Annotated in this window: 5 protein-coding genes; all 5 read right to left on the minus strand. The window is 64.4% G+C overall.

Going from position 1 to position 6,594, the window contains the following annotated elements; genetic code table 11:
• Positions 1–802: VWA domain-containing protein (locus tag EOA85_RS23725; protein ID WP_127211383.1), on the minus strand; the 802-nt coding region annotated here is incomplete at its 3' end.
• Positions 795–3,050: a DUF5682 family protein gene (locus EOA85_RS23730; protein ID WP_127211384.1), complete on the minus strand. Its 2,256-nt coding sequence runs from the start codon at positions 3,048–3,050 to the stop codon at positions 795–797. The genes EOA85_RS23730 and EOA85_RS23725, both read right to left, overlap by 8 nt.
• A gap of 4 nt (positions 3,051–3,054) precedes the next feature.
• A complete protein-coding gene (locus tag EOA85_RS23735) occupies positions 3,055–4,134 on the minus strand; it encodes an AAA family ATPase (protein WP_127211385.1) in 1,080 nt (359 codons plus the stop codon).
• A gap of 18 nt (positions 4,135–4,152) precedes the next feature.
• A complete protein-coding gene (locus tag EOA85_RS23740) occupies positions 4,153–5,592 on the minus strand; it encodes a DUF5691 domain-containing protein (RefSeq protein WP_127211386.1) in 1,440 nt (479 codons plus the stop codon).
• Positions 5,589–6,594 (minus strand): SWIM zinc finger family protein (locus EOA85_RS23745; protein WP_127211387.1); only part of this gene is annotated, 1,006 nt, incomplete at its 5' end. The genes EOA85_RS23740 and EOA85_RS23745, both read right to left, overlap by 4 nt.

Consider the following 6,594-nt stretch of genomic DNA (forward strand, 5'->3'; position numbering starts at 1 on the left):
CGATGGCCGTATCGAAACAGACGAGCTTGGTGCGCACGACCGGCAGCGAGGCCATCACCGCCGCGAAGATCGAGGCGTAGACCACCGAGCTTGCCATCGAGCCGGACTGGTCGACGCAGAGAACGACTTCGTCAAGATCGACCAGCCGGCGCTGCTTGCGCATGAAACCAACCAGCTTCTCCGGCACGATGGTTTTGTGCTCGGGCTGGTAGTGGCGAAGGTTCGCCGAGATGGTGCGCTGCCAGTCGATATCGCGCGCACGCGGACGGTTGGTGCGCCTCGATCGGTCGAGCGCGCCGCGTATCGCCTCGGCGGTCTTCTGCTCCAGCTTCTGCATCAGCTTGGCGACGATGTCGGCGATGATCGTGCGGGCGATGTCCTTGGTCTTGGCCGGCATAACCGAGCGGAGCGAAATCAGGTCGGCGACCAGGTTGACGTCGGCCTCGATCGCCTTGAGGAACTCCGGCTCCATCAGCATCTGCTTCAGGTCCAGCCGTTCGAAAGCGTCCTTCTGGACAATCTGAACGACCTGCGCGGGAAAGAAGGACCTGATATCGCCCATCCATTGCGCAACGCGCGGTGCCGAACGGCCAAGCCCGCCACGCCGCTTGCGCGGGTCACTGGCCGCCGCGCTGGCACCATCGCCGTAGAGAGCATCGAGTGCCGCCGAAAGTCGTTTGTCGTCGCTGGAAAGTGCCGCCGACGCCTCGTCATCGGCGCCGATCGCCAGGCGCCAGCGGCGCTCCCCTCCGGCATTTGCAGTGAGTGGGCCGGGCCCGTTCATTTCGCCCTCGTCATCCATTGCCGTTTCCTCCCGTGAGCAATGGTCCAAGCCGTTCCAGGTGTCGGCGCCATGCCTCGCCGCCATCCGGCGTCGGCGTCAGGCCAGCCGGCAAGCGCGCGGCGCGGCCGAGAACCGCTTCGATCAGCCGCCGGCGCTCCATGCTGTCCAGATTGGAAAAGACGCGGCGCAGCAACGGCAGGTGCGCGATGAAAGCATCTTCGTCGAGAGATTTGAGCCAGGAATCGACCGCGCCGCGCAGACCTTCGTCATAGATCAGCCGTTGACCGGCTGTGCTGAAGAAGCCCTCGAAGAACCCCGCCGCCTCGGCGACCGGCGTGCCCGGCGACAGGCGTCGCCCGAGCAGCCCGGCTGCGGCTTCGGCGGACAGGCGGCCGGCCTCATAGAGCAGGTGCGCGGCGCATCCGGCCAGCAGCGCCGTCGCTCGCGACCCCTCAAGCACGGCAGCCAGCCCGTTGCGCCATCCGTTCAGCACGTCTTCCCCGGGCTCGACCAGCCTGATCGCCTCATCGGCCTTGCGCATCGCGCTAACCAGCGCCGCGGCGGCCTGCTCATCCAGGTCGCGTGCCGCATAGGGAAGCGCGATCGCACCTTCGACGATCAGCCGCTCCATGAGGCCGGAAAGCCGGTTCGTCTCCGTTTTGCGGGCCTCGCCGTAGCGGATGATGTCGGCGAGCGGCGGCACCGAGGCCAGAATCTCCAGGCATTCGCTGCTGCGCGCCGCGCGCGCCTCCAGGGCCGCAAGACCGGCCGTCGATGCTTCCGACAGGCCTGCCGTGATGGCGCCCTGGACCAGTGCCGCAAGAGTATCGAGGGTTGCTGCAGCTTCGATCATTTGGATCAGGCGGCCGTTGGCAGCCTTTTCGATGGTCGGCCCGTAGATCAGGTTCTCCACCAGGCGAACGGCATATTCCGGCTCCCAGGCCAGGGTCCACCGCTCACGGAAGGTGCCACGGCTGCGACCGGCGTCCGTCAACTTGCCCCAATGCACACCAAGCACGTTCAGCCGATGCAGCAATGTCGAACGAAACAGCCCGCTGTCGCTTCGCAGGTCGACGGATAGTTCCCGCTCCAGCGCTTCAAGTTTCAGCCGCGCGGCCTTCTGGTTGCGCTGCAGATCCTCGATCAACGGCGCCAACGCCGTGTCGGGTGGAATTTCGCCGACGTCCGCACCTAGAAGCAGCTCGGCCTCGACCAGGGCCCACAGCAACGCTTCGCCATTGAACAGAGCCGCAATTGCGGCGTCGCGCAATTCCTCAAACCCGGGTTTCGGCCGCTCGCGAATCGCGGCGAGCGTGCGGGCGAGCCGCTCCGCTTCGATCAGCGAAGCGGACGAGACCAGGTGACCCTTCACGCGCAGCACCGCTGCAATCATTGCAAGCCACAAGGTTGCTGCATCGCGCCGGCCGCGCGTGCGCCAGAGATGCTTGCACCAGCCGGGTGCGACGACGCCCGCGCCATAGCCGTAGCCCAGCGCCAGACGCGGTCCCGTCCACGGCGCCCATGTCATCGTGCTCTTGCGCCTTGCGATCCCCTTGAGCAGGGCTTGATCGTTTTTCTGCGGTGTCGCCTGCAGTGCCGGCACATGCCACGCCCCGCAGACGACGGCGATAGGTCCGTCGAATTCCTTGCGCGCCACAGCGATTTCGAGCCGCATATGCGCTTCGCGCTGGGCCTCGAACTCAGCGATCGAGCCTTCACCATCCCTCAGCGTCATCATCGCGTCGGAGATGGCCGCGAATATTGGGCCTGGTTCCGGATTCTGCTCGATGATGTCCGACCACCAGCTTTCGCCATCCTCATAGCCGGCGGCGCGGGCCAGCGTCCCTATCGGATCACGCCGATGCGGAGCCACATCATCACGCTCGCTTGATTCCTTCGCTTCGTCAGCATCGACTTTTTCCGCGCCTTCGACCGCCGCTTCCGAGAAGCGCGCCGACGACGGCAGGTCGATGAAGCGCAACGCCGCCTTGTTGTCCACGGCCCAAAGCACCGCCTGATATTCCGGCGAAAACTCGGCGAACGGCCAAAAACTTGTCGAAGCCGGATCCTCCTCCGGATAGCAAAGCAGTGCTACCGGCGGCTGCATTTCCGGGCGGGCCAGCAACGGCAGCAGCGCGGAGGCGTCGCTCGGCCCCTCGATCAGCACGGCGACCGGCTGCAAATCATGCAATGCCTGCGCGAGGCTGTCGGCGGAGCCCGGCCCGTGATGGCGTATGCCGAAATAGGCGATGTCGCCCTGTCCCACGGCGTCAGAGCGCTGCGTTCAAGGCCGCGTAGTAGCCGGCATAGTCCGGCCGCTTCTTCAGCACTGTTTCCAGGTATTCTTCCAGCACGACCTTGTCCTGTACCGGGTCTTTCACGATCGCGCCGACAAGGCTGGCGGCAAGACCTTCGGCGCCGAGCTTGCCGCTGTCGAACCACGCCGCCTGGCTAAGCCCGCCAACCATCGTCGCGATCGCCTCGGCGGTCGACAGCGAGCCCGAAGGCGTCTTCAGCGTCACCTTTCCGTCGGCGGTCGCGCCGGAGCGCAATTCACGGAAGATGGTCAATACCCGGGCTATCTCCTCGCCGACATTTTTCGGCACCGGCAGGTCGAGCCCGCCGGCCATCTCATCGACCCGTTTGGAGACGATCGCCACCTCTTCAGCCATGTCTTCCGGCAAGGGCAGAACGACGACATTGAAACGACGCTTGAGTGCCGAGGAGAATTCATTCACACCTTTGTCCCGATTGTTTGCCGTGGCAATGATGTTGAAGCCGCGCTGGGCATAGATCGATGTGTTCAATTCCGGGATCGGCATCATCTTTTCGGAAAGCACGGTGATCAGCGTGTCTTGCACGTCCGAGCCCATGCGCGTCAGTTCCTCGAGTCGGCAGAGCTTGCCGGTCTGCATGGCGCGGTAGAGCGGCGTCGGCACCAATGCGTCCTGGCTCGGGCCCTTTGCCAGAAGTTGCGCATAGTTCCAGCCATAGCGGATCTGGTTCTCGTCGGTGCCGGCCGTGCACTGCACGATCAGCGTCGAGTCGCCCATGATGGCGGCGGCCAGATGTTCCGACACCCAGGACTTGGCCGTTCCGGGAACGCCGAGCAGCAACAATGCGCGGTCGGTGGCGAGCGTTGCCACCGCGGTCTCCATCAACCGGCGGCGACCGACATATTTTGGCGTTACCGGCGTGCCGTCACCGGCCTTCCCGCCCAGCAGATAGGTCAGCACAGCCTGTGGCGAGAGGCTCCAGCCGGCAGGCCTTTGCCTGTCGTCACTGCGCGCCAGCGCCTGCAATTCAGAGGCATAGGCCTGCTCGACCGGGAGACGGATGGCAGCGTTCATATGAATTCTCCGGATTGATCATGTGTCGGTTCTAGGTTGATGCTCGGCCAGCGCCGCGTTGAGACGCAGGACACTGAGTGATGGGGCTGGAGGCGGCATGCCGGCTGCGACGACCTCGTCGATCAATTTTGCCGCTGTGGTCGCTGTGGCAAGGAAGCCGATCGTTTCCAGTATATCGTCGGCGCCCCGCCGCACGGCGTCGTCGTTTCCCGCAACGGCGGAGCGCAGCGCCGCAAGAGCCGATCCATTCGAAAGATCGTCCCATTCCAGCCAGCCAGCATCAATGCCTTCCGCCAGATTGATCGCGTTGAGGTAATTCGCTTGCTTGAGGATCAGCCGGACGAGGGCTCGTTTTCTGCGACTGTCCAGGCGCGGCGTGAGGTGCAGTACGAACAGCGCCGGTTTGCCACCATCCGCGACAAGTGTATCCGCCATCTGCGTCACCGCGGCGTCGCTCCCCGAAGCGGCGACCATTCGTGCGATCAGGATGTCGGCATTGTTGTCGGCGCCGAATTGCCAGGCTCCTATGAACTCAGGTTCGGTAGCATTGAACCGCGCGGCCAGGTCGACCAGATTGCAGGTCTCGAACAATTCGGCGCGACGCTTTTCCTGCGCCGGCGATTTCAACTTCGCCGGCGTGTAGATGCTGCGGCGGCGGATGAAGCCGGATTTGCCTTCGCTGATGAACGCGGCGAGTTCAGCTGCGGGATCACCCTCCCCGCCATAGTTTGAACGGCCGTGCTCTCCCAACCTTGCCAGCAGCCGGCCAGCCAGTTCGCGCACCTTGCCGGACCTGTCGGCGGAGAGGCTTTTAAGGAACGGCGCGTCCTCAGGATTCAGGCCGAAGCGCATGAGTTCGATGAGCGCAAGCCTGACCTCGGCGGACTCGCCCGACGCCTTGGCCTCGACCAGCAGTCGAGCCGAAGCCGGTTCACTGCGGCGCATGTCTGCCAGCGCGATGCGTCGCGCGGCGGGATAGAACTCATCCCAATTTTCCGCCGTCAGTTTCTCTAGTGGGGCATGTCTCTCCCCGTCGAAGCTTGCTTTCCAGTCGATCCAGGGAGCGTAGACGTCCGGACTGTTCTGATCCGAGGGCATCCAGTCCATCGGATGGAGGACAAAGCCGCGGCTGGCGACAAGCGTCACCACGCGCGTCTTGCGTCTCGCGTCGACGGCGTGTTTCAGAGCGGCTCTCAACAGCGGCCGCAACCGCTCCGGCAGCATAGGGAGCGCAAGCCTGGGCAGCGGGGGACGGCGCTTGAGTGTCTTCGGCGCCGCAGGCCGCAGGGCGACGTCGAGCGCTTGTGCTGCGATTGCAAGGAGTCGGCGCTCCTGCTCGTCGGGACTTACACCGCCGGCGATCGTCTTCCAGGCGGTCGGAGCCAGATCGAAAGCGGCGCCGCCGGTGATCCAGCAATCGCGCATTGTCGCCAGGCCTGTTTGCTCGCCCTCGTTCACGACAGGTCAAGCCTCCCGAACCCGCTTTGCGCCGCCAGAAGGTCAAGCCGGGCGCCATCCCAGAGCGCTGCCGTGGCGGCAAGGTCGAGGCCGAGCAATGTTTGATTTACCGCGCCTGCGATCGGCAAGGCGATCCCTTGCGGATCATCCGCAGCCTGCCACCAGCCTGTGCCCCGGTCGTCGACCAGGATCGCACCAGGCGGCAGCATGAGAGGACAATCGGCAATCCAAGGTGCAGCATCCTGATAGGAAGCATGCGTGGCGAGTGGGTCCTTTGCAGCGCCGAAGCTGAAATCAGGCCACGCGCCGGATATCACTTCACCCATGCGCTCCGCCACCAGTGCGCGGAGCGGCTTGCGTGATGGATAGAAGACCAGCCGGGCATCGAAACGATCGCCCGGAGCAAAAGCGTTGGACCGGCGTCCGGCAGAAGCCGGAAAATAATCGAGCAGCACGGCAAATTGCGGGGTAGTGCTCTTCAGATCAAGCAGCCAGGTCGAATGGCTGACGAGACCGTCACGGCGGCTCTCGATCTTCTCGCCCAGAACTTCCCAGAAGCTTTCGACCTGTCTTGCATCGGGATTGGCCAGAACCTGTTCGCGGGTCTCAGAAGTCGATACGAGGCGCTTCAGCTCCGGATCGTCAGGCGCCGACCGCCACGCCTTGGCCAGCAGCACAAGCTTGCCGAGCTCGCGGATCGCCGCATCCGGTCTTTCTTCGATGCGTAGCGCCATCAGCCGCGATGGGATCTCGTCGATGCGACCGGCAAGCGCGGTTGCCTTCATGTCGACCAGCCGCGCAGCAATCCGGCGGCAACGGTCGCTGCTGCCGTCGATAAAACCCGAAAGGCCAAGCCGCAACTGATCGGCGATCCATTGGTCGAGTTCATCTAGCGCCGCCGACACTGCTTGTCGTGTGTCTTCCGCCCGCTTGCGCTGCGCTGCCTCACGACGCTCCACCGCCGCAACGTCTTCGACGGCGGCGCTCTGGTCCGTCCGTGCG

It is taken from the genome of Mesorhizobium sp. M5C.F.Ca.IN.020.29.1.1, from assembly GCF_003997375.1.
GTDB classification, from domain to species: domain Bacteria; phylum Pseudomonadota; class Alphaproteobacteria; order Rhizobiales; family Rhizobiaceae; genus Mesorhizobium; species Mesorhizobium wenxiniae.